This window comes from Cupriavidus sp. KB_39 (assembly GCF_052114485.1).
Lineage (GTDB): Bacteria > Pseudomonadota > Gammaproteobacteria > Burkholderiales > Burkholderiaceae > Cupriavidus.
This window is the reverse complement of record NZ_JBFREV010000004.1, coordinates 146,514-166,863: the sequence shown is the minus strand read 5'-3', so window position 1 is coordinate 166,863 and position 20,350 is coordinate 146,514. Positions and strand designations below refer to the sequence as shown.

The window sequence follows — 20,350 nt, the reverse complement described above, 5'->3', positions numbered from 1 at the left end:
TGTGACGTTGCTGTTACCGCCGGTAACAATGTAGAACCCGCCGTTTCACCTCGAAAATCGCGAACCCCTACAATACGAGTTATCAGCTTGACCTAACTCAAAGAGGCACGATCATGAAACGTTGGTTGTTCGCAGCATTCGGTGTAGCCGCCGCGCTGGCGTCTGGCGCTGCAATGGCACGCGTGAACGTGGACGTGGCAATTGGCGTTCCGGGTGTGGTGGTGGGTGGTCCCGCCTACTATGCGCCGCCGCCGCCGGTGTACTACGCGCCGCCGGCTCCGGTTTATTATGGCCCGCCGCCTGTCGTGGTGCGTCCGGCGCCGGTCTACTACGGTCCCCGCTATTACCCGGGTCCGCGCTACTACTACGGCCCGCCGGGATATCGCGGCGACCATTACCATGGTCACGGCCACGGTCGGGGCCATGGCCGCTGGCGCGACTAAGACGCGAATCTCGTCCGGACGCAGTGGTGTAATCGTTCAGTAAGGTCGTTGAAAGGCCATCGTCGGAAAAAGCCCCTTCGTGGGGCTTTTTCTATTTCTGCGTGACGCTCTCTTGGCGGCTCGCCGGCGTTTTCTGACAATCGATGGTGGAAGATTGCGCCTGGGAGTTCCCGACGATTTTTATTGCTCAAAGAATTTGATGCGTCCGCTCAATGCGGCTGGACTTCGGCCTCAGGGTTTCCCCCTAAACTCCTTGGGTGACGCCGCTCCCACAAGCATCCGCCTGATGGCGCGACGCCCGCGACTAACATCAATAAGGGGATTCTCATGAAGATCAAGCAACGCATCGCTGCCGTCGCCGCCCTCGGCGCGCTTTCCGTGCTGTCGGTATCGGCCTTTGCCGCACCGGCCAAGTTCGACGTCTACAGCGGTGGCCAGCGCGTGACCGATCAACGCGATGCCTACACCGATGGTGCCCGCGCCAACGACAAGCGCGATGTCTACACCGACGGCGCACGCGTGACCGATCCCCGTAGTTCCTTCAGCGACGGCGCCTGACCGGCTCGTCTCAACCGGATCCAGAAAAGCCCGCCGCCTGCGGGCTTTATCTTTTGGCGGCCGCTCGACAAGGGCTGCGGGATAACCGTCAAGTCAAAAGTCCTTGTACCGGTCATGTCACCATTGTTGCCCCGGACGGCGCGATATACTGCGGCCTCACACTGATGAACAGACTGGAGAGAGGTATGCAGCAAAAAACCGTACTGACGGCCGATGACGTGAAGAAGTTGCTGGCGGCTGCCGAGGTCGAAGCCAAGGCCAACAACTGGGCTGTCACGATTGTGGTCGTCGACGACGGTGGCCACCCGCTCGGCTCGCTGCGCCTGGACGGCGTGGCCCCGATCTCGGCCTACATCGCCACGGAAAAGGCCCGCACGGCTGCGATGGGCCGTCGTGAGTCGAAGATCTACGAAGACATGATCAACAACGGCCGCTACTCGTTCATGACCGCTCCGCACCTGCAGGGCATGCTCGAAGGTGGCGTGCCCATCGTCGTGAACAGCCAGGTCGTGGGCGCCGTAGGCGTGTCCGGCGTGAAGTCTACCGAAGACGCGCAGATCGCACGCGCTGGTATCGCTGCGCTCGGCGTCTGATTGCACGGCGGGATCGCATTGCGAGCCCGCCAATGCAAAAGCCCCGCAGGCGCAACGCCTGCGGGGCGGTATAAAAAGGCGGCATGGCTGGCATCGGCCTGACAGGCAAGGGGTTTGGAAATCTTCCCTGTCAGCGTGTTCCGATCGTCTGGCTACTGCCCAACACCCCGCGAAGGGGTGGTCCCCACAAAAGACTGTCGATTATTTGGTCAGGATCAGCTTGCCGTAGCGCGTCACGCGCAGCGTGTACACGTCGCCGTTATGCAGGATCGGCAGCGTCGTGGCGCCGCGCATGATGGCGTCCAGCGGCACGGCTTGCGCGGTGTTGCCTTCGGCCGGTGCRTCGGCGCGCATCAGCGCTTCCAGGCGGGCGGGCAGGCCGGCTACCGCCGACTTCACGGTCTCGATAGCCGACGATGCCGTCGACGGTTCGCGGCGCGCCTGCGAGGCAACCTCGACGCGGCGCAGGGACAGGCGGCGGCGCGTGACTTCACGCGGTTGCGACATCGGCAGGCTGATTGTGCTCATGGTCTTCTCCGTGGAAGCGCTTCACGTAGGGGAAGCGATGCGTGTTGGTTRCGATGAAGARGATCATAAATGAGAATTGTTATCATTACAAGTGATCTTCACTAACCGTTACACCTGTGCCAAGGCCGTCACGGATCGACAGGAAATCGCAACCTGGCTCGCTGCCGGGCGCCAACAAAAAGGGCACCCGGTGAGGGGTGCCCTTCATGTTCGAGGCGGGGGAGATYAGTGCTTCGGTTCCGTGATGAAGCCGATCTTGCCGAGCCCGCCGTGCTGCGCGGCGGCCATGACTTCAGCCACGCGCTCGTAGCGGACCTCGCGGTCCGCGCGCAGGTGCAACTCGGGTTGCGGCTCCTGTTGCGCGGCTTCCGCGATGCGTTGTTCCAGCGCAGCCTCGTCAACTTCCTGCTGGTTCCAGAACACCTTGCCCTGCGCGTCGACCGAGACGTTGATGTTCTGCGGCTTGGTGTCGTTCGGTTGGTTCGTCGCGCGCGGCAGATCAATCTTCACCGCGTGGTTGATGACGGGAATCGTGATGATGAAGATGATCAGCAGCACCAGCATGACGTCGACCAGCGGCGTCATGTTGATCTCGCTCATCACCTCGTCATCGTCACCGTCGAGCGTGCCGAATGCCATGATGCGTTCCTTCTGGCGCGAGTGTCGCGCTTAGTTCTTGACAGCCAGCCGCACCGAGCCGTCGTCGGCCGTGCGGGCGGAGGAGCCCGGGCGCACGCGGGCGCCGGTCACGAAGTAGGCGTGCAGGTCGTGCGCAAAGCGGTTCAGCTTGTTGATGACGCCCTTGTTGCCACGGCTCAGTGCGTTGTAGCCGAGCACCGCCGGGATCGCCACGGCCAGGCCGAAGGCGGTCATGATCAGGGCTTCGCCCACGGGGCCGGCCACCTTGTCGATGGTCGGCACGCCCGAGGCGCCAATGCCGATCAGCGCGTGGTAGATGCCCCACACCGTGCCGAACAGGCCGACGAACGGCGCGGTGGAGCCCACCGAGGCCAGCACCGCCAGGCCCGACTGCATGCGCGACACCGCCTCGTCGATCGAGCTCTTCAGCGAGCGGGTCAGCCAGTCGGAGATGTCGAGCTGGTCGTGCAGTTGCGGCTGGCTGGCGCGGTGGTGCTGCGCCGCTTCCTTGCCGGTCATGGCCAGCGTGCGGAACGGATTGGCATCGCTCGCGCCGAGTGTTTCCAGCGCGTGGTCGAAGTCATCCGAGTGCCAGAAGCGCTTTTCCGCGCCATTTGCCATCTTCTTGAGGCGAACCAGATCCCACGCCTTGGTGAGAATCACGATCCACGACAACAGCGACATGATGAGCAGAATGATGGCGGTCGCTCGCATGACGAAGTCGCCTTGCGACCAGAGGTGGGAGAGTCCGAGGTCCTGCATGGTGGTTCCTGGTGTCAGTGTTTGGGAAAGATCGGAAAATTCCGGGAAATCAGTTCAGCTCGAAGTTGATCGGCTGCTGGGCGGTCACGGCCACGGCGCGGCCATTGTCCAAATAGGGCTTGCAACGCATGCGCTGCACGGCATCCACTGCAGCCTGGTCCAGTCGGCTCGAGCCGCTCGACGTGACCACCGCGGTCTTGACCACGCGGCCAGACTCATCGGTCGTCAGACGAACAACAGCCTTGCCGGTTTCACCCATTCGGCGCGATTGCGACGGATAGGCCACTTGCGGCGGCGAACAGGCGATCTCGCCGATGCCGACAGCGCGCGGCGCGGCATTGGCCGATACGGGCGGCGAAGGCGGTTCGGCAGGCGCCGGCGGGGCAGGGGGGGCCGGCGGGGCTTCGATGGCCGTCGGCGAGGGCGGCAGCGAGGCCACGGGTTCCGGGGTCGGCTGCGGCTTCGGCGGGGTCGGGCGCGGTGTTACCACCTTCACCTGCTTCGGGGGCGTCTGCGGTTGCGGCTTGGGCGGCTCCGGCGCCGGAGGCTGCTTGGGCGGCTCCATCGGGATGATACGGGCGATGATCTCGGGCGCGATGACCGCTTCGGTCAGTTTGCGCGCCAGGCCGCTCTGGATCAGGTAAAGCAGCCCGACGTGGAACAACAGGACAGCAACAGTGATCTTGAGGAAACGTTGATCGAACATGAGAGATACGACAGGTATTCGAAATGGGCAGGCGGCGCGCGTCTGTACTCGCTCACTTGCGATAGAACAGGATCAGCGAGATGCCACATCCGACCAGCAGGCTCAATAGCAATTCCATGATAACGCTCCTGATGTACAGCCACGTGAACCGGAGAAAACCGTGAAACGGGGTTGCTGGGGAGCGCCACTCTTGGGCAGCGTAGCGGCACAGTATAAACGATAATGATTCTTATTTGTTGCGCATTGTGCAATGCAATCGTCGAATTACGATATCCGATTGCGTGAGGTGGGTGCGTGGGCGCCCGCGCGTCGGTGGGTGTCTGCAATGCCCCATCGGCGGCAAACCGCGCTAGGATGGAAGAAAGCAGCGTGATAACAGCGTGACAAACATCGGCAGCCTGGTACTGGTGGCGCCCCCGCGGTCCGGACGCCCGCCAGCCCAAGCGAAGGGAATGGCCATGGACTTCACCCGTTTTGCTGAAGACGACCGCTCGACGCTCCTGCGTGCCGCGCCCGGCGTGGCGGGGACCTCGGCCCTTGACTGGATGTGCGCCCAGTTCGCGCTGCGCGTGGTCTGCGCGCTGGGGCCGCGCTTCAATCTGCGCAGCAATATCAACGACGTGCTGACGGTCAGCGCCCAGGAAATGGTCTGGCCCTATGGCGTGGTGCTGCGCGTCCAGCGCTTCCTGTCCGCGCGCTGCGCGGACATGCCCGCGTGGAAGGGCGCCTCGCGGCTGACCCCAGAAGAGTTCCTCGAGCGGCATGGCCAATGGAATAGCGCCTTCGACGAAAGTGCGCTGTTTTACTATCTCGATGAGTACGTGAAGCACCATGCCAAGGACATGTTCGCCGTGTTCGATGCGTCGGCTGCCGCGATTGCCTCGCGCCTCCACGGCGAGCGGGTGCTGCTGGTGCGCAACATCGACATGCTCAGCCATGTGCTGAACCTGCCCGAGCATGAACGCAAGCTGCTGCTGTATGCCGCGCTGGCCAAGTACAAGCGCGACCTGCGTGCGGTGATGGTCGATTGCAAGGTCGCGCACAGTCAGGAGGCGTTCCAGATCCTGGCCGGCCTGACCGGCGCCAGCCCCGCCGATATCGCTGTTTCACTACGTCCCGGCTCGCGGCTCGAGACGCTGAACCTGATCGAGCAGCCGCTGCCCGAGAACAGCGTCACGGACCTCGGCGACCTGATGCGCCTGTCCGATCGTCTGCTGCACGTGCTGCTCGGCAACTACGCCAGCGACGCGGAGATGATGGCCGTGTTCACGCGGCCCGCTGCGCCGCCGACGCTGGGCACGAGCGACTATCCGCATGTGGAGACCGACGCGCGCTACCTGTCCGCGCTGCTCGGCAACGCCACGCGCCAGAACGCCGCAGGGGTGAACGTGCTGATCTACGGCCCGCCGGGCACCGGCAAGACCGAGTTCGCGCGGCTGCTGGCGCGCGAGGCGGACTGCGAACTCTACGAGGTGGATTGCTTCGACCGCGACGGCAACTCGCTCTCAGGCAAGGACCGCTATCGCTCCCTGCAGGTGTCGCAGGCCTTCCTGCGCGGCCGGCCGCGTACGGCCTTGTTGTTCGATGAGGTGGAAGACGTATTCCCAGGCAGTGCGCGCGAGCTGATGAGCCTGTTCGGGCAGGARGACACGCGTGGCTCGGTCAACGGCAAGGCGTGGGTCAACCAGACGCTCGAACAGAATCCCGTGCCGGTGATCTGGATCTCGAATTCGATCCGTCAGATCGATCCCGCGTACCTGCGGCGCTTCCAGTTCCATCTGGAATTAAAGATTCCGCCACCTCTGGTGCGCGAGAACATCATCCGCAAGCATCTGGGCGGACTCGATGTCAGCGACGCGTTCATCGCCACGCTGGCCGCGCGCAAGACGCTGACGCCGGCGCAGGTGCAATCGGCGGCGCGGTTCGTGGAACTGGCGCGCAGCGACGTCGATGAACCCGTGGAGGCGCTGATCCTGCGCCAGCTCGAACACGCCGACCGCGCGATGGGGCTGCGCCCCGAGGCCGAGGCGCGGCCCGTGGTGACGCGCTACCGGCTCGACAACCTCAATATCGAATCGCGCTACGCGGTGGAAAAGATCGTCCAGGCGCTCGGCGCGCGCCAGCGCGGCACGCTGTGTTTCTATGGGCCGCCGGGCACTGGCAAGACGGCGCTGGCCGAGCACATCGCGGCGGAACTGGACCTGCCGCTGATGATCCGCCGCGCTTCTGACCTGATGAGCAAGTACGTCGGTGAGACGGAGCAGCAGATCGCGGCGATGTTCGCGCGTGCAGAAGAGGACGGTGCGGTGCTGTTGCTCGACGAGGCCGACAGTTTCATGCAGAGCCGGCAGCAGGCGGTGCGCAACTACGAGGTGTCGGAAGTCAACGAAATGCTCCAGGGCATGGAGCGCTTCAATGGCATCTTCCTCTGTACGACCAATCTGTTCGACCGGATTGACGAAGCGGCGCTGCGGCGGTTCTCGTTCAAGATCCGCTTCCTGTCGCTCAAGCCGCAGCAACGCGTGACGATGTTCGTGGATGAGGCGCTCGAAGGCGATCCCGCGCGCATGACCGAGACGATCCAGCGCGAACTCGATTCGATGGATTGCCTGACGCCGGGCGACTTCGCCACGGTCAAGCGGCAGTCGGTGGTGCTCGGCGAAGCGCTGACCCCGGACGAGTTTCTGGCGCAATTACGACAGGAACACGCGATCAAGCCCGAGGTGCGGCATCACAAGCCGCTGGGGTTCATCCAATAGCCGGCAAGGCGTCGCCGGGATCAGAGCGGCGGCGCTGGCTCGATGACTACGGTTTCTGCGAGGGTATCCACGTTCAGCAGCGTCGCCGCCATCGCACGCAGGTGCGCGGCGTCGCGTGTGGACGCATAGCGGTCTTGCGGCACCGCATCGGGTGCGGCGGCGAGGTCGTGTTCAACGAGCTTGCGCGCAAGTTGCCGGGCGATGGCACTGCCGGTGTCCACTAGGGCGAGACGATTGCCGACCATCGCGCGGATGGTGTCGGAGAGAAACGGATAGTGGGTGCAGCCGAGTACGAGCGTGTCGGCGCCGGCGTCCAGCATCGGGGTCAGCAGGCCTTCGAGCCGCGCGCGCACCGCAGGGCCAGAGACATCGCCCTGTTCGATACGGGCGACGAGGTCGAGACCGGCCGCGCACAGATAACGGCTTTCGCCTTCCAGCGACGTCAGCAATCGATTGAACTTGGCGCTGCGCAGCGTGTTGGCCGTGGCGAGCACGCCCACCACCTTGCTGCGGCTGGCCGCCGCGGCCGGCTTCAGGCCGGGTTCGACGCCGATGATCGGCAGCGGCAATGTCTCGCGCAGGGTTTGAACGGCATGCATCGTGGCCGTATTGCAGGCAATGACGAGCGCCTTGCAGCCCTGTGCCACCAGCCATTCGCAGACTTGCAGCGTGCGCGCCTCGACGAAGCGTTCGGGTTTTTCGCCATACGGCGCGTAGCGCGAGTCGGCCACGTAGAGCAGGGACTCATGCGGCAGCAGCGCGCGGATTTCGCGCAGCACCGAGAGGCCGCCGAGGCCGGAATCGAAAACGCCGATGGGAGAGGGATTCACGGAAGGGAGGAGAGTGGCGTTCCCCTTCTATATATAGAGGGGGAACGCCGGCAGGGCCGCAGGGCCCTGGCCGGTTATGCCGCAGCGACCGGAATCTTGCCGATCTTGGCTTGCCACTCGGCGGGGCCGGTCTTGTGCACCGACGTACCCGAGCTGTCCACGGCCACCGTCACGGGCATGTCCTTGACGTCGAACTCGTAGATGGCTTCCATGCCGAGATCTTCGAAGGCCAGCACCTTGGCGCCGCGAATCGCCTTCGACACCAGGTAGGCCGCGCCACCCACGGCCATCAGGTAGGCCGACTTGTGCTTCTGGATCGATTCGATCGCCACCGGGCCGCGCTCGGCCTTGCCGATCATCGCGATCAGGCCGGTCTGGGCCAGCATGGTCTCGGTGAACTTGTCCATGCGGGTCGCCGTGGTGGGGCCGGCCGGGCCGACCACCTCGTCACGCACCGGATCGACCGGGCCGACGTAGTAGATCACGCGGTTGGTGAAGTCGATCGGCAGCGATTCGCCCTTGGCCAGCATGTCGGCGATGCGCTTGTGCGCGGCGTCGCGGCCGGTCAGCATCTTGCCGTTCAGCAGTAGCGTCTGGCCGGGCTTCCACGAAGCGACTTCCTCGGGCGTCAGCGTGTTCAGGTCCACACTCTTCGACGTCTCGGTGTTCGGCGCCCATTCCACCTGCGGCCAGGCCGACAGGTCCGGGGCTTCCAGCTTGGCCGGGCCGCTGCCGTCCAGCGTGAAGTGCACGTGGCGCGTGGCCGCGCAGTTCGGGATCATCGCCACGGGCTTGGAAGCCGCGTGGGTCGGGGTAGCCATGATCTTGACGTCGAGCACGGTGGCCAGGCCGCCCAGGCCCTGCGCGCCAATGCCGAGCGCGTTGACCTTTTCGTACAGTTCCACGCGCATTTCCTCGACCCAGTCCTGCGGGCCGCGGGCGATGATGTCCTGGATATCGATGGACTCCATCAGCGATTCCTTGGCCATCAGCATGGCCTTCTCGGCCGTGCCGCCGATGCCGATGCCCAGCATGCCGGGCGGGCACCAGCCGGCGCCCATGGTCGGCACGGTCTTCAGGACCCAGTCGACGATGGAATCGGACGGGTTCAGCATCACGAACTTCGACTTGTTCTCGGAGCCGCCGCCCTTGGCCGCGACCTGGATGTCCACGGTGTTGCCCGGCACCACCTCGTAGTGGATCACGGCCGGCGTGTTGTCCTTGGTGTTCTTGCGGGCGCCTTCGGGCGGGCTCACGATCGACGCGCGCAGCACGTTGTCCGGGTGCGTGTAACCGCGACGCACGCCTTCGTTGATCATGTCCGACAGGCCCATCGTGGCGCCATCCCAGCGCACGTCCATCCCCACCTTGACGAAGATCGTGACGATGCCGGTGTCCTGGCACAGCGGACGCTTGCCTTCGGCGCACATGCGGCTGTTGGTCAGGATCTGCGCAATCGCGTCCTTGGCGGCCGGACTCTGCTCCAACTCATAGGCACGGCCCAGGCTGGTGATGTAGTCCATCGGGTGGTAATAGCTGATGTACTGCAGCGAGTCGGCGACGCTCTGGATGAGGTCTTCTTGCTTGATGACGGTCATTTTTGTGGGGGAGGGCAGCGGTGAAACACAGCCCGGGATGATACACCGTGGCGGCGCCGGCTGCGGGAGTGCATACAGCCGTCGACACCAGGAAAGCGGCACCGAAAGTGGCGAATACGCCATCTGATGCGAGGGGGAGCGTTAGTGCGCCTGCTGCGGCACGTGCGGTTGGGACACCATGCGGTCCACCCATGCCATGGCCAGTGCCGAAGCCAGGAAGGCCACGTGGATGATCACCTGCCACATGATGGTGTGGTGAGAGCGTTGTTCGGCGTCGATGAAGGTCTTCAGCAGGTGGATCGACGAAATGCCGATCAGCGCCATCGACAGCTTCACCTTCAGCACGCCGGCATTGACGTGGTCAAGCCACTCGGGCTCGTCGGGGTGATTGTCGATGCCCAGGCGCGAGACAAAGGTCTCGTAGCCGCCCACGATCACCATGATCAGCAGGTTGGAAATCATCACCACGTCGATCAGGCCGAGTACCACCAGCATGATCTTGGTCTCGTCGAACGTGGTGACATGGGACAGCAGGTGCCAGACTTCGACCAGGAAGTGATAGACGTAGACGCCCTGCGCGACGATCAGGCCGAGGTAGAGTGGCAGCTGGAGCCAGCGGGAGGCGAAGATGATGCGGGGGATGGGGCGGAGCGGGGTGTATGACATGGGGTGCGCAAACGTGAAGTAAATGTCATCAGACAATCAAAGGCAGGTCTGATTGTACCTTGTGCGTCCCATCGTCCAGATGACAGGTTTGCGCTGCGGCACGTGCCGGTGCTAGCCTAGTAGAGCCGGCTGCACTTGTGGCCAGGTTGCGCCCCCGCCTCCCTCCGATCTGATTTGCTGCATCGCAGCACTGCATGCGCCGTCGCGCATGGCGACTCCGTCAGGTTTAAGTAAGCCGCCGGGCGTACCTTCCAGCCAAAAGCAAGCAGTCCTAAGCCAAACAGGAGACAAGCCATGTCGGCCATCGAATCGGTGATGCAGGAGCATCGCGTTTTCCCACCCCCTGAGTCGTTCGCCAAGACGGCGGCTATTCCCAGCATGGCGGCCTATCAGGCCCTGTGCGACGAAGCCGAGCGCGACTACGAGGGGTTCTGGGCGCGCCACGCCCGCGAGCTGCTGCACTGGGACAAGCCGTTCACCAAGGTGCTCGACGAAAGCAACGCGCCGTTCTACAAGTGGTTCGAGGACGGCCAGCTCAATGCCTCGTACAACTGCCTGGAACGCAATATCGAGCAGGGACTTGGCGAGAAAATCGCCATCGTCTTCGAGGCGGATGACGGCACCGTGAGCCGCGTCAGCTACAAGGAACTGCTGGCCAAGGTCAGCCGTTTTGCGAATGGTCTCAAGGCGCTCGGCGTCAAGAAGGGCGACCGCGTGGTCATCTACATGCCGATGTCCGTGGAAGGCGTGGTCGCCATGCAGGCCTGCGCCCGCATCGGCGCCACCCATTCGGTGGTGTTCGGCGGATTTTCGGCCAAATCGCTGCAGGAGCGGCTGGTTGATGTGGGCGCCGTGGCRCTGATCACCGCCGACGAACAGATGCGCGGCGGCAAGGCGCTGCCGCTCAAGGCCATCGCCGACGAAGCCCTGGCGCTGGGCGGCTGCGAGGCCGTCAAGCACGTAGTGGTCTATCGCCGCACCGGCGGCAAGGTGGCCTGGACCGAAGGCCGCGACCGCTGGATGGAAGACGTCTCCGCCGGCCAGCCCGACGCCTGCGCCGCCGAGCCGGTGGATGCCGAGCATCCGTTGTTCGTGCTCTACACCTCCGGATCGACGGGCAAGCCGAAGGGCGTGCAGCACAGCACGGGCGGCTACCTGCTCTGGTCGCTGATGACGATGCGCTGGACCTTCGACATCAAGCCGGACGACCTGTTCTGGTGTACCGCCGACATCGGCTGGGTCACTGGCCACACCTATATTGCCTACGGCCCGCTGGCGGCCGGCGCCACGCAGGTGGTGTTCGAGGGCGTGCCCACGTTCCCGAACGCCGGCCGCTTCTGGGACATGATCCAGCGCCACAAGGTCAGCATCTTCTACACCGCGCCGACGGCCATCCGTTCGCTGATCAAGGCCGCCGAGGCCGACGAGAAGATCCATCCGAAGCAGTACGATCTCTCCAGCCTGCGCCTGCTGGGCACGGTGGGCGAGCCGATCAACCCGGAAGCGTGGATGTGGTACTACAAGAACATCGGCGGCGAGCGTTGCCCGGTGGTCGACACCTTCTGGCAGACCGAGACCGGCGGCCACATGATCACGCCGCTGCCGGGCGCCACGCCGCTGGTGCCGGGCTCGTGCACGCTGCCGCTGCCGGGCATCATGGCGGCCATCGTCGATGAAACCGGGCAGGACGTGCCGAATGGCAGTGGCGGCATCCTGGTCGTCAAGCGTCCGTGGCCGTCGATGATCCGCACGATCTGGGGCGACCCGGAGCGCTTCAAGAAGAGCTATTTCCCCGAGGAACTGGGCGGCACGCTGTATCTGGCTGGCGATGGCTCCATCCGCGACAAGGAAACTGGCTACTTCACGATCATGGGCCGGATCGACGACGTGCTGAACGTGTCGGGCCACCGCATGGGCACGATGGAGATCGAATCGGCGCTGGTGTCGAACCCGCTGGTGGCCGAGGCCGCCGTGGTCGGTCGCCCGGATGACATGACCGGCGAGGCGATCTGCGCCTTCGTCGTGCTCAAGCGCACGCGCCCGACCGGCGACGAGGCGGTGAAGATCGCCACGGAGCTGCGCAACTGGGTCGGCAAGGAAATTGGACCGATTGCGAAGCCGAAGGACATCCGCTTTGGCGATAACCTGCCGAAGACCCGTTCGGGCAAGATCATGCGCCGGCTGTTGCGCTCGCTGGCCAAGAACGAGGAAATCACGCAGGATACGTCCACGCTCGAGAATCCGGCCATCCTCGATCAACTGAAGCAAGCGCAATAAGCGCCCCCGCCCGTGCGGGTTTCCTCCCATCCGATGCCGGCCGCGTGCCGGCATTTTCTTGAGTTCGCCCATGGCTGATGCCCAGTCGCGCTTCCGGCGCCGGCTGTTGCTCTACTACGGTCTGTTCACGCTCGGGCTGTTCGGCTTCATCGGCATGATGGGGCTGCTCGAGCATTCCAACGCCGACGCGCTGTGGCTCGGCTATGTCTTCCTGTTCGTCACAATTGCGATCTACGCCTGCATCGGCCTGATCTGCCGCACCTCGGACCTCAACGAGTATTACGTGGCGGGGCGACGGGTGCCGGCGCTGTTCAACGGCATGGCCATCGCCGCGGACTGGATGAGCGCGGCGTCGTTCATCGGCCTGGCCGGCATCCTGTTCGCCTCCGGCTACGAGGGGYTGGCCTACGTGATGGGCTGGACCGGCGGCTACTGCCTGGTGGCGTTCCTGTTGGCGCCGTATCTGCGCAAATATGGCGGCTATACGATCCCGGACTTCCTTGCGGCGCGCTACGGCAACGGCAAGCCCGGCGGCAACCTGCCGGTGCGGGCGATTGCGGTGCTGGCGGCCTCGCTGTGCTCCTTCGTCTATCTGGTGGCGCAGATCCAGGGCGTGGGGCTGATCGTCACGCGCTTTATCGGCGTGGAGTTCGCCGTGGGGGTGTTCTTCGGGCTTGCCGGCATCCTGGTCTGCTCGTTCCTGGGCGGCATGCGGGCGGTCACGTGGACCCAGGTGGCGCAGTACATCATGCTGATTGTGGCGTTTTTGCTAACCGTGTCGATGATTGCGTGGAAGCATCATCGCGAGGCGCTGCCGCAGGTCAGCTATGGTTCGCTGCTGGGCCAGATCGAACAGGCCGAGAAGCGGCTGGAGCACGATCCCGCGGAGCGGCAGGTGCGGGAGTTGTTTCGCCAGCAGGCGGTGATGCTGCAGGAGCGCATCGCGCGGCTGCCGCAGTCATTCGACGAAGAACGGCGCGTGCTGGACGATCGGCTCCAGGAACTGCGCACGCGCAACGCGCCGCTGCGCGAGATCAAGAGCGTGGAGCGCGAGCGGCTGGCGTTTCCCGTGGATRTCGCCGACGCCCAGCAGCAGTGGAGCCAGATGCGGGAGGAGGCGCTGGCGCGCAGCCATGCCGCCACGCCATCGACCGAGCCTTACCCGGCGGCGTCCGAGGCGGAGCGGAAGAGCAAGCGGCTCAACTTCGTCCTGCTGGTGTTCTGCCTGATGCTCGGCACGGCCAGCCTGCCGCACATCCTGACGCGGCTGTACACCACGCCGTCGGTCCGGGAAACGCGCAATTCGGTGGCCTGGGCCGTGTTTTTCATCGCGCTGCTCTATGTGTCGGCACCCACGCTGGCGGCGCTGGTCAAGGCCGAGTTCTTCCAGCACCTGGTCGGCACGCCGTTCGCGGAGCTGCCGCAGTGGGTGGTGCAATGGCGCAAGGTCGACCCGCCCGTGTTCGGCATCCGCGATGTGAATGGCGACGGCATCGTCCAGTGGGCGGAAATCCTGATCCAGCCGGACATGATTGTGCTGGCGGCGCCCGAGATCGCCGGGCTGCCGTACGTGATCTCGGGGCTGGTGGCGGCCGGCGCGCTGGCGGCGGCGCTGTCCACGGCGGACGGGTTGTTACTGACGATTGCCAACGCGCTGTCGCACGACGTCTACTACCACATGATCGACCGCCAGGCGAGCCACCAGCGCCGCGTGACGACCGCCAAGATCGTGCTGCTGGCGGTGGCGCTGTTCGCCTCCTACGTGACCTCGCTGCGGCCTGGCAACATCCTGTTCCTGGTGGGGGCGGCCTTCTCGCTGGCGGCGTCGAGCTTCTTCCCGGTGCTGGTCCTGGCCATCTTCTGGCGCCGAACCACGGCGGCCGGGGCGGTGGCGGGCATGGCCACCGGGCTGGGCGTGGCGATGTACTACATCTTCGTCAACTACCCGTTCTTCACGAAGATGACCGGAATCTTCGGCAACCGYTGGTTCGGCGTGGACCCGATCGCCTCCGGCGCCTTCGGCGTGCCGGCCGGGTTTGCCGTGGCCATCCTCGTGAGCCTGGTCACGCCRAGGAACGCACCGGTCATCGACCGGCTYGTCAATTACCTGCGAAAAGGGTAGGGCAGGTCACAACCACATCCCCGAGGGGGCTGGACAGCCCGAACGGCTCTGCTATAATCGCCGACTTCCCGGAGAGATGGATGAGTGGTTTAAGTCGCACGCCTGGAAAGCGTGTATAGGTTAATAGCCTATCCGGGGTTCGAATCCCCGTCTCTCCGCCAGAACAGCCAGTAGCAAAAAGCCGCCCATCGAGGCGGCTTTTTGCATTTCCAGGCGGGATTCCAACATAACGGTGTTGGAGCGCCTGATGGACCAGGCCGCGGCGCACCCTCGGCGACGTCGGGTCAGCAGCCGGCGCCAGGCCGGGCTACCATACCGTGACCATTCGTCCGAGGAGTCCCGCATGTCCAAGGAAAAATCCGGCGTCGCCTTTCCCACGCTGATCGCCTTTGCCGTGGCCGGCATGGCGTTCACCGCGTCAGTCATCCTCGCGTACTACGCGACCCATCCCCAGCGCATCACGAAGTCATAGCCCGCGCGGGCTCAGGTTCGCTGGGCCTTCCGTTTCTGCACCTTGGCCGCCACCGGCATGACCGGGGCGCGCCGCGTGACGACTTCCACCAGCAGGAAGCCGTCCATCTCGGTTTCGTAGACGGTGCGCCCGCAGATGGGGCAGGGTGCGTGTTCCTTGCGTGGGGTCCTCACAAGGCCCAGCCGGTATTCGCGGATGTGGAGCGTCGCGCCGCAGACGCATTCCACTGGCTCGATGTGGTGCATGCCTCTCCTTGTCCTGGCCGGCGAGGTGACCTGCGCCGTCCTGATGTCAGGGATCACTCTGGATAGTAGTCAAGGCTTGCCGTATCGGAAACGTTTGGCTTCGCGAGGGCAAACCACCGTATTCCAGATGACAGTGTCCGACCAGTCAATGGATCAGCAAAACAGGGTCATGCGGCGGCTTGCATCACGCGGTTGCGGCCGTTGCGCTTGGCGTCGTAGAGCGCCTCGTCGGCGCGGCCATATGCGTGCTCGAAGGTGCGGCCCTGGGCGGACCAGCTCACGCCGAAGCTCGCCGTGACCGGGCAGTCCACGGGGGAGGGGAAGCGATGCGTGGCGATGGCATGGCGCATGTCCTCGGCCAGCGCCAGCGCGTCTTCGAGCGGCACGCCTGGCAGCAGCGCGGTGAACTCCTCGCCRCCCACGCGCCCGATGGCGCCCTCGGCATCCACSGTGTCCTTGAGGCAGGCGGTCACGCCGCAGATCACCGCGTCGCCCACCGGATGGCCATAGGCATCGTTGAGCCGCTTGAAATGGTCGATGTCGAGCACGATCATCGAGAGGCTCCCGCGGGCCAGCGCCGCCGTGGCGCGGTCGATCACGGCGCCACGGTTGAGCGCGCCAGTCAGCGTGTCGTGCGTGGCGCGGTATTCGAGTTCCTGAGCCAGTTCCTGGAGCCGGTGGTTAAGCCGGTTCATCTCCAGTTCCTCACGGTCGCTGCGGCGGATCAGCCGGCGCGTCTCGCGCATCAGCCGCTCGTAGTAGCTGATGAGCTGCCCCAGCGTATGCCGATACGATTCCTCGCCGGCATCGACATCGCAGAACACGGCCTTGGCATGCGCCAGGACGCTGTTCTCCGATTCGAACAGGTCGGGCTCGGACATGATGGCGGCGGGCGGGTTCAACTGCCGGTGGTCGCTACGTCGTGGAACGCAATCGCAGGGAAGTCGTCGTGCAGTTCCTGGCCGAATTCGAGGATGGTGTCGTCGTCCTCGTCATGGAACCAGTGCAGTTCGATGCGGTTGCCGCGCTCGGCGGCGTCGTTCAGCGCGTCGAAGATGCTGAACAGCATCTTGGTGCTCGAGCTGTTGAAATAAGTCAGCGCCACGTTGACCGTGACCGAGACCCCGTCGCACGCCGCCAGGTACTTGCGCAGGCGGGCGATGGCCTCGCCGTAGAACACGGCAGCGTTCTCGGGGTAGGACTCGCCCTTGAGCGAGAGGATGTGCCGCTCGAAGTCGAAGCTCACCTCGGGCGAGGAGGGCGTGGCGGCGATAAACAGGTTTTCCATGGCAGAGGCTCTTCCCGATAGGTCAGATCGTGGCGACGAGCTGGAACATCGTCGATCCCGGATCCGTGTCGATCGGTTGAAAGTTGTATTCGAGGGGCGCGCTGGCATCGCGCGCCATCGTCAGGAAGCCGAGCCCGGCGCCCTTGCTGCCCTCCGGCGCCTCCGCGCGCAGGGTCTGCTTGTAGGCTTGCTTGATCTGGTCCAGCGTCATCGTGCGYAGCGGCTCCAGCGTGGCGCGCAGCTGGTGCACACGCACCGTCGCCACCGGATTGGAACACATCAGGCGGTAGTGCTCGTCCACCATGCTGATGCACACCGAGCCATGGCGCAACTGGCCGCGCTGCTGCTCGCTCTCCGGCGTGGGTGCGGTCAGGGCGTCCGAGGAGTAGTGGACGATGTTCTGCGCCATTTCCACGAAGGACGAGAACAGCTTGCGCCGCGTGGTGCCATCGACCCCGCTTACGGCGAGCTGCAGGCGCACCGCGTCGGACATGGCGGCGATGATGTTCTGCGAAAAGTAGCCGACGTAGTAGAAGATCACGTTGCGTTCCCGAGCCATCGCGAAAAACGGCTCATATTCCTTGTCAATCGATTGTGCGGCGTTCATGTGTCGTGCGGCCGGTGGGGCGCTGTAAGAGTCTGGCGCGGTGTTATCGGGCGCGGAAGCAGAAGAAGGTCAGGTCGTCGCGGCGCCGGTGCTGGCCCTGCCAGGCGCGATGCACCTCGAGCACCGCCTGGCTGATCTGCGCCGCCGATGCCGCGCGGCTGGCGCAGATGGCTTCGCGCATGCGGCGCTTGCCGAACGAGATCTCGCGCGGGCCGCCGATCTGGTCGATCAGCCCGTCCGTGGTCACGAAGGCCACCGTGTCGGGCGGCATCGGCACGGCCGCGTTCTGCCACGCGTAGTCCATGCCGGTGTCGACGTAGCCGACGCCCATGCGGGCGCCGTTGATCATCTGGCCCTCGGTGTCACCGGGCTGCAGCACGAACAGCGCGCACTTGGCACCGGCGAAGGTCAGCGTACGGGTGGCGTTGTCGAACCAGAAGAACGCGGCGTCCATGCCGTCGTCGGATTCGGCGATGCCGCGCTCGCCCCGCTGGCCGTCCTGCCCGTCGATGTGGCCGTCGATCTGCCCAAGCATCTGCTTGATGCCGCGATTGACGGCCGCCAGCAGCGCGCCGGGGTCGCGCGGGCCTTGCTGCTCGATGGCCTGCGTCAGCAGCGACGAGGCAATCAGCGTCATGAACGCGCCCGGCACGCCATGGCCGGTGCAATCGGCCAGCGCGGCGAACCAGCCGTCGTCGAATGCTGCGAARTGATAGAAGTCGCCGCCCACCACGTCGCGCGGCTCCCAGACCAGTGCGGCGTCCGGCAGCGTGGCGGCCAGCGTCTGGCGTGAGGTGCGCAGCATCGCCCGCTGGATCGTGCTGGCGTAGTCGATGCTCTGCATGATCTGCCGATTGCGCTCGGCCTGCATGTCGGCCACCACGCGCATCAGCTGCAGGCCGTGTCCCAGACCGATGAACTTGCCGTCGCGGGCGATGATGAAGCCTTCCGCCAGCGCCTTCTCGCCATACTCGACCGCGCGGAACGTCAGCGCGTCGATGCTCATGGCGGCGTCCACGATCAGCGGCTCCTTGTCCATGAACGCGATGCAGCTTTTGCGGTTGTAGAGTTCCTGRTGGTACGGCTTGCTCATCTGCGACAGGAAGATCGACCGGTTGATCAGGCCGATGGGCTTGTCGCGCTCGGTCACGGGCAGGCAGTTGAGGTCGCGGTGTAGCGCAAAGACCTCGAGCACGTCCTGATTCGTGTGGTCGGTCGTCACGGAAGGCGTGATGACGGCCAGATCCTCGGCACAGGGCTGCCGGAAGCGCAGGCGGGCAGCGGAGGGATCAACCAGGACGCCAGACATGACCGAAGGAACCAGGGTGGGGAAAGTGGCCCAGAGTCTACGGCGGATGCATGTCGGCTATGTGACGGTTTTCCTTGTAAATCAATGGTTAAAGCCCCACTCGAGTGGGGTGGCGGCATTAGCGCTCGGCGCTGGTCGACGGGCCGTCCGCGTCGGTCGCCGCGTGCCCAAGCGTGTGCCCCAATGTGTGCCCCAGCGCGCGCCCCAGCAGCGGCCAGCGCTGCGCCGCCGCCCGGGTCTGCACCGCGTCCTGCTGGTCGAAGTATTGCCGCGCGTCGAAGCCCTCGACATGCCGGTCCAGGGCGTCGATGTCGCTGTAGGCGCCMGGGGTGCCGCGCGGCACCGGCGGGGTTTTCTGGGGTTTTGGGGACTTCGGGGGCTGGCTCATTTCTGCTCCACCCAGACGCCATCTGGCGTATGAATCACATAACCCTTGCTCAGCTTCATGGTCACGGTGCCTTCGTTCTCGCCSACCATCATCGTCTGCGGCAAGTTCTCGCTGTAGCTGGCGGTGGGCGGCGCGCCCTGGCGGAACGGGCTGTCTGCCACGAGGTTGAACAGCAGCTGCGACAGCGCCAGGAAGCTGGACGGCGCGTCGATCGTCACCATGCCGCCCGTGGCTGTGRTCGGCAGGCCCACCAGCTTCACGCCCACCGGCACGTGGACGATGCGCGGCGTGGGAATCTCGCGCAGCCCGGAGATCTGGTTTTCGTCGCCCCGCAGCGCCGCGCCATGCTCGGGCACGAACACCACCACCGCCTTGCGGCCGGACTTGCTGATGGTCTCGATGATCCGGTCGACGTCCTCGAGCAGCTTGGCCAGCCGCAGCGGATAGGACTCCAGGCTGGTCAGCCGCTTGCCCGGCAGCCGGTTGCCGTCGTGCAGCGTCACCGTGTTGTAGTAGAGCGCCACGGGGCCGCTGTTCTGCTGGAGGCGGCGCTTGTACCAGTGGTCGAAGGTGTCGTAGTCGCCCAGCACCGGGGAGTCGTCGAAGGCGCGCATCGCCACGGGCACGCCTTCGTTGGACTCGGGCTGGATGCCCGCCACGCCCACTTCCTTGTCGACAAAGCTCCGGAAATTGTCGAAGCGGCCATCGTGGTTCAGCAGCACGTGGGGGCCGAAGCCGGCCTGGGCGAGTGCCTCGAACAGATGGCATTCGRCCGGCGCCGGCGAGTACAGGCTGGCGTGGGGTTCCTGGCCGCACGAGGCGCGCAGCAGCCGGATGGCCGCCGGCCCGCTGTAGCTCGCGGCGGAGCTGAAATTCTTGAACAGGTAGTCGAAGCGCGTGAACAGCGGGTGGTTGCTGGCCTTGGCGGCGTCCATGTCGTCCCAGGACAGCGAGCAGATGTGCAGCACGATGATGTCGAACTGCGCGTCGGGCGTGGCCGTTAGCGGCTGGGCGGTGGCCGAGCGGGTCGATTCCTGCTCGCGGAAGGCGGCCAGCTGGGCATCGTAGCCGCCGCGCACCGCGAAGTCGGCGCGTGGGGTGTCTGCCGCGCGCGCGGTCATCTGGTTGAGCCGCGTCGGCGGGTTGCCGTCGCCGGTGCCGTGCCAGAACGGGATGGCGATCAGCGCCAGCAGCACGAAGGTGGTCACCCGCACCCAGCGGTTGATGATCAGGTAGAGCAGCACCGCCAGCGCGATCGCCACCACCATCTGCAGGGACACGATGCGCTGCGCCAGTTCGAGCAGGTACTCGGGCGTGAACGCGCTCACGTTCGAGAACTGCGACACCACGCGCGCGAACGGCGGCAGCGTCGATTCCCGGTAGGCCAGCATCGCCCCGACCACGATGGCGATGAGCTGGCGCAGCACCCGCAGCGGCCGCGACTCCATCGGCACCGCCAGGAACAGCGCGAACACCAGGTTCGTCAGCCAGTGCGGCTGGAGGTGGCCCGTGTGAAACAGCCAGAGCTTGGCGAGGAAGTAGAGGTTCCAGATTCCCATR

At 65.0% G+C, this 20,350-nt stretch carries 21 protein-coding genes and 1 tRNA gene; 8 read left to right on the top strand and 14 right to left on the bottom strand.

All coding sequences use genetic code 11. The annotated features are described in order from the left end of the window. Nucleotides 1–113: 113 nt before the first annotated feature. From AB4Z27_RS04715 to AB4Z27_RS04705, 3 genes are all read left to right on the top strand, one after another. Nucleotides 114–443: a hypothetical protein gene (locus AB4Z27_RS04715; protein WP_092289968.1), complete on the top strand. Its 330-nt coding sequence runs from the start codon at nucleotides 114–116 to the stop codon at nucleotides 441–443. Nucleotides 444–770: 327 nt separating this feature from the next. Further along, on the top strand, nucleotides 771–1,001 hold the full coding sequence (locus AB4Z27_RS04710) for a hypothetical protein (RefSeq protein WP_092289967.1): 231 nt from the start codon (nucleotides 771–773) through the stop codon (nucleotides 999–1,001). 185 nt (nucleotides 1,002–1,186) lie between these two features. Beyond that, the gene (locus AB4Z27_RS04705; RefSeq protein ID WP_092289966.1) at nucleotides 1,187–1,594 is read left to right on the top strand and encodes a heme-binding protein; all 408 of its coding nucleotides are present in this window, start codon (nucleotides 1,187–1,189) and stop codon (nucleotides 1,592–1,594) included. A gap of 201 nt (nucleotides 1,595–1,795) precedes the next feature. Here the strand turns inward: AB4Z27_RS04705 and AB4Z27_RS04700 are convergent, their stop codons facing one another. The 4 genes from AB4Z27_RS04700 to AB4Z27_RS04685 form a co-directional block, all read right to left on the bottom strand. Next, nucleotides 1,796–2,122, bottom strand: a complete 327-nt coding sequence (locus AB4Z27_RS04700) for a hemin uptake protein HemP (RefSeq protein ID WP_092289965.1) — start codon at nucleotides 2,120–2,122, stop codon at nucleotides 1,796–1,798. Nucleotides 2,123–2,347: 225 nt separating this feature from the next. Next, entirely contained in the window at nucleotides 2,348–2,761 is a 414-nt protein-coding gene (locus AB4Z27_RS04695) for an ExbD/TolR family protein (RefSeq protein ID WP_092289964.1), read from the bottom strand. Nucleotides 2,762–2,791: 30 nt separating this feature from the next. Beyond that, complete coding sequence (locus AB4Z27_RS04690; RefSeq protein WP_092289963.1) at nucleotides 2,792–3,523, bottom strand: MotA/TolQ/ExbB proton channel family protein; 732 nt, start codon at nucleotides 3,521–3,523, stop codon at nucleotides 2,792–2,794. A gap of 49 nt (nucleotides 3,524–3,572) precedes the next feature. Beyond that, on the bottom strand, nucleotides 3,573–4,229 hold the full coding sequence (locus AB4Z27_RS04685; protein WP_092289961.1) for an energy transducer TonB: 657 nt from the start codon (nucleotides 4,227–4,229) through the stop codon (nucleotides 3,573–3,575). A gap of 458 nt (nucleotides 4,230–4,687) precedes the next feature. On the opposite strand from AB4Z27_RS04685, the gene AB4Z27_RS04680 reads away from it, so the two are divergent. Beyond that, the gene (locus AB4Z27_RS04680; protein WP_092289959.1) at nucleotides 4,688–6,988 is read left to right on the top strand and encodes an AAA family ATPase; all 2,301 of its coding nucleotides are present in this window, start codon (nucleotides 4,688–4,690) and stop codon (nucleotides 6,986–6,988) included. Nucleotides 6,989–7,008: 20 nt separating this feature from the next. Here AB4Z27_RS04680 and murI read toward each other — a convergent pair whose 3' ends face one another. The 3 genes from murI to AB4Z27_RS04665 form a co-directional block, all read right to left on the bottom strand. Next, entirely contained in the window at nucleotides 7,009–7,818 is an 810-nt protein-coding gene (gene murI / locus AB4Z27_RS04675) for a glutamate racemase (protein WP_441590524.1), read from the bottom strand. Nucleotides 7,819–7,892: 74 nt separating this feature from the next. Next, on the bottom strand, nucleotides 7,893–9,416 hold the full coding sequence (locus AB4Z27_RS04670; RefSeq protein ID WP_092289955.1) for a fumarate hydratase: 1,524 nt from the start codon (nucleotides 9,414–9,416) through the stop codon (nucleotides 7,893–7,895). A gap of 141 nt (nucleotides 9,417–9,557) precedes the next feature. Further along, a complete protein-coding gene (locus AB4Z27_RS04665; RefSeq protein ID WP_092289953.1) occupies nucleotides 9,558–10,082 on the bottom strand; it encodes a TIGR00645 family protein in 525 nt (174 codons plus the stop codon). Nucleotides 10,083–10,376: 294 nt separating this feature from the next. Here AB4Z27_RS04665 and acs point away from each other — a divergent pair, with 294 nt between their 5' ends. The 4 genes from acs (at nucleotide 10,377) to AB4Z27_RS04645 (ending at nucleotide 14,953) form a co-directional block, all read left to right on the top strand. Beyond that, complete coding sequence (gene acs, locus AB4Z27_RS04660; RefSeq protein ID WP_092289952.1) at nucleotides 10,377–12,359, top strand: acetate--CoA ligase; 1,983 nt, start codon at nucleotides 10,377–10,379, stop codon at nucleotides 12,357–12,359. Nucleotides 12,360–12,429: 70 nt separating this feature from the next. Continuing rightward, nucleotides 12,430–14,481, top strand: a complete 2,052-nt coding sequence (locus AB4Z27_RS04655; RefSeq protein WP_441643991.1) for a VC_2705 family sodium/solute symporter — start codon at nucleotides 12,430–12,432, stop codon at nucleotides 14,479–14,481. Between the two features lie 70 nt (nucleotides 14,482–14,551). Beyond that, a tRNA-Ser gene (locus AB4Z27_RS04650) sits at nucleotides 14,552–14,642 on the top strand. A 182-nt stretch (nucleotides 14,643–14,824) separates the two neighbouring features. Continuing rightward, nucleotides 14,825–14,953, top strand: coding sequence for a hypothetical protein (locus AB4Z27_RS04645; protein WP_255370660.1), 129 nt, complete (start codon nucleotides 14,825–14,827; stop codon nucleotides 14,951–14,953). An 11-nt stretch (nucleotides 14,954–14,964) separates the two neighbouring features. On the opposite strand, the gene AB4Z27_RS04640 is transcribed toward AB4Z27_RS04645, so the two are convergent. From AB4Z27_RS04640 to bcsG, 7 genes are all read right to left on the bottom strand, one after another. Beyond that, on the bottom strand, nucleotides 14,965–15,198 hold the full coding sequence (locus AB4Z27_RS04640; protein WP_092289943.1) for a hypothetical protein: 234 nt from the start codon (nucleotides 15,196–15,198) through the stop codon (nucleotides 14,965–14,967). A gap of 167 nt (nucleotides 15,199–15,365) precedes the next feature. After that, nucleotides 15,366–16,079 (bottom strand): GGDEF domain-containing protein, encoded by a 714-nt coding sequence (locus AB4Z27_RS04635; RefSeq protein WP_092290843.1) that lies wholly within the window; start codon nucleotides 16,077–16,079, stop codon nucleotides 15,366–15,368. Nucleotides 16,080–16,096: 17 nt separating this feature from the next. Beyond that, nucleotides 16,097–16,486 (bottom strand): DUF1987 domain-containing protein, encoded by a 390-nt coding sequence (locus AB4Z27_RS04630; protein WP_092289941.1) that lies wholly within the window; start codon nucleotides 16,484–16,486, stop codon nucleotides 16,097–16,099. Between the two features lie 22 nt (nucleotides 16,487–16,508). Further along, nucleotides 16,509–17,093, bottom strand: coding sequence for a SiaB family protein kinase (locus AB4Z27_RS04625; RefSeq protein WP_092289939.1), 585 nt, complete (start codon nucleotides 17,091–17,093; stop codon nucleotides 16,509–16,511). Between the two features lie 43 nt (nucleotides 17,094–17,136). Further along, nucleotides 17,137–18,402 (bottom strand): SpoIIE family protein phosphatase, encoded by a 1,266-nt coding sequence (locus AB4Z27_RS04620; RefSeq protein ID WP_092289937.1) that lies wholly within the window; start codon nucleotides 18,400–18,402, stop codon nucleotides 17,137–17,139. Between the two features lie 118 nt (nucleotides 18,403–18,520). After that, nucleotides 18,521–18,790: a BcsR/BcsP family cellulose biosynthesis protein gene (gene bcsR / locus AB4Z27_RS04615; RefSeq protein WP_092445137.1), complete on the bottom strand. Its 270-nt coding sequence runs from the start codon at nucleotides 18,788–18,790 to the stop codon at nucleotides 18,521–18,523. Further along, complete coding sequence (bcsG, locus tag AB4Z27_RS04610; RefSeq protein ID WP_441643990.1) at nucleotides 18,787–20,349, bottom strand: cellulose biosynthesis protein BcsG; 1,563 nt, start codon at nucleotides 20,347–20,349, stop codon at nucleotides 18,787–18,789. The genes bcsR and bcsG overlap by 4 nt, the downstream gene beginning before the upstream one ends. Between the last annotated feature and the right edge of the window lies 1 nt (nucleotide 20,350).

Coding starts and splice junctions, on each gene's coding strand:
- AB4Z27_RS04715 (WP_092289968.1), top strand. CDS start 114: ATGAAACGTTGGTTGTTCGCAGCATTCGGTGTAGCCGCCGCGCTGGCG.
- AB4Z27_RS04710 (WP_092289967.1), top strand. CDS start 771: ATGAAGATCAAGCAACGCATCGCTGCCGTCGCCGCCCTCGGCGCGCTT.
- AB4Z27_RS04705 (WP_092289966.1), top strand. CDS start 1,187: ATGCAGCAAAAAACCGTACTGACGGCCGATGACGTGAAGAAGTTGCTG.
- AB4Z27_RS04690 (WP_092289963.1), bottom strand. CDS start 3,523: ATGCAGGACCTCGGACTCTCCCACCTCTGGTCGCAAGGCGACTTCGTC.
- AB4Z27_RS04685 (WP_092289961.1), bottom strand. CDS start 4,229: ATGTTCGATCAACGTTTCCTCAAGATCACTGTTGCTGTCCTGTTGTTC.
- AB4Z27_RS04670 (WP_092289955.1), bottom strand. CDS start 9,416: ATGACCGTCATCAAGCAAGAAGACCTCATCCAGAGCGTCGCCGACTCG.
- AB4Z27_RS04665 (WP_092289953.1), bottom strand. CDS start 10,082: ATGTCATACACCCCGCTCCGCCCCATCCCCCGCATCATCTTCGCCTCC.
- AB4Z27_RS04645 (WP_255370660.1), top strand. CDS start 14,825: ATGTCCAAGGAAAAATCCGGCGTCGCCTTTCCCACGCTGATCGCCTTT.
- AB4Z27_RS04640 (WP_092289943.1), bottom strand. CDS start 15,198: ATGCACCACATCGAGCCAGTGGAATGCGTCTGCGGCGCGACGCTCCAC.
- AB4Z27_RS04630 (WP_092289941.1), bottom strand. CDS start 16,486: ATGGAAAACCTGTTTATCGCCGCCACGCCCTCCTCGCCCGAGGTGAGC.